The 877-nt window shown below is 58.4% G+C and carries 2 protein-coding genes; both read left to right on the forward strand.

Annotated features, from left to right (window positions below):
* The first annotated feature begins 55 nt into the window (after nt 1-55).
* Nucleotides 56-598, forward strand: coding sequence for a single-stranded DNA-binding protein (locus HMPREF9538_RS23835; protein WP_004152644.1), 543 nt, complete (start codon nt 56-58; stop codon nt 596-598).
* 48 nt (nt 599-646) lie between these two features.
* A partial coding sequence (locus tag HMPREF9538_RS23830) for a DUF905 domain-containing protein (RefSeq protein ID WP_009484047.1) occupies nt 647-877 on the forward strand: 231 nt, incomplete at its 3' end.

An 877-nucleotide genomic window follows, 5' to 3' on the forward strand; every position in this document is an offset into this window, starting at 1 on the left:
CAACTCAACGGGTGATGGTTTTAAAAGGCAAAACAACGGATTAAGGAGATTCATCATGGCAGCACGTGGCGTTAACAAAGTCATTCTGGTTGGACATCTGGGACAGGACCCGGAAGTGCGTTACATGCCCAACGGGGGCGCAGTGGCCAATCTGACGCTGGCCACGTCTGAAACATGGCGTGACAAGCAGACGGGAGAGATGCGCGAAAACACCGAGTGGCACCGTGTTGTCATGTTCGGCAAGCTCGCGGAAGTGGCGGGCGAATACCTGCGTAAAGGCGCACAGGCCTACATCGAGGGCCAACTGCGCACCCGCAACTGGCAGGACGATGCCGGAGTCACGCGCTACGTCACCGAGGTGCTGGTCGGGCAGAACGGCACCCTGCAGATGCTCGGCGGCCGCCGTGAATCCGGAGTGCCTGAGAGCGCCGCGCAGCCGCAGAATCCTGCCACCCCGGCACAACCTGCTCAGGCCGCAGCTAAATCCCCGAAAGCGAAGGGCGGTAAGAAAGGCCGTCAGGATGCCGCCCCGTCTCAGCAACCGCCTCAGCCTCTCCCGAATGATTTCCCACCAATGGATGATGACGCGCCCTTTTAAACCACGATGAAGACGCCCCGTTCAGGCGGGGCAGAAAAGGAGAAACACATGGACCATAACGTTTTGTCCCCGCTTGTATCCCTGCCGGATGGCACGTTTACCCGCGAGCAGGCTCAGGTTGTCGCAGCGCAGTATCAGAATGTGGCGATTGAAGATGACCAGGGGACCCATTTTCGCCTTGTCGTCCGTCATAAGGATGACGGCAGCATGATCTGGCGCGTATGGAATTTTGAACCGGGCGGCGAGGACTGTATGGGTCCACCACATATTGCAATTTTT

Origin of the sequence: Klebsiella sp. MS 92-3, from assembly GCF_000195655.1 — a bacterium.
Classification (GTDB): Bacteria; Pseudomonadota; Gammaproteobacteria; order Enterobacterales; family Enterobacteriaceae; genus Klebsiella; species Klebsiella pneumoniae.

Excerpts from the sequence above, each read along its gene's own strand:
- HMPREF9538_RS23835 (WP_004152644.1), top strand. The coding sequence starts at position 56 with ATGGCAGCACGTGGCGTTAACAAAGTCATTCTGGTTGGACATCTGGGA.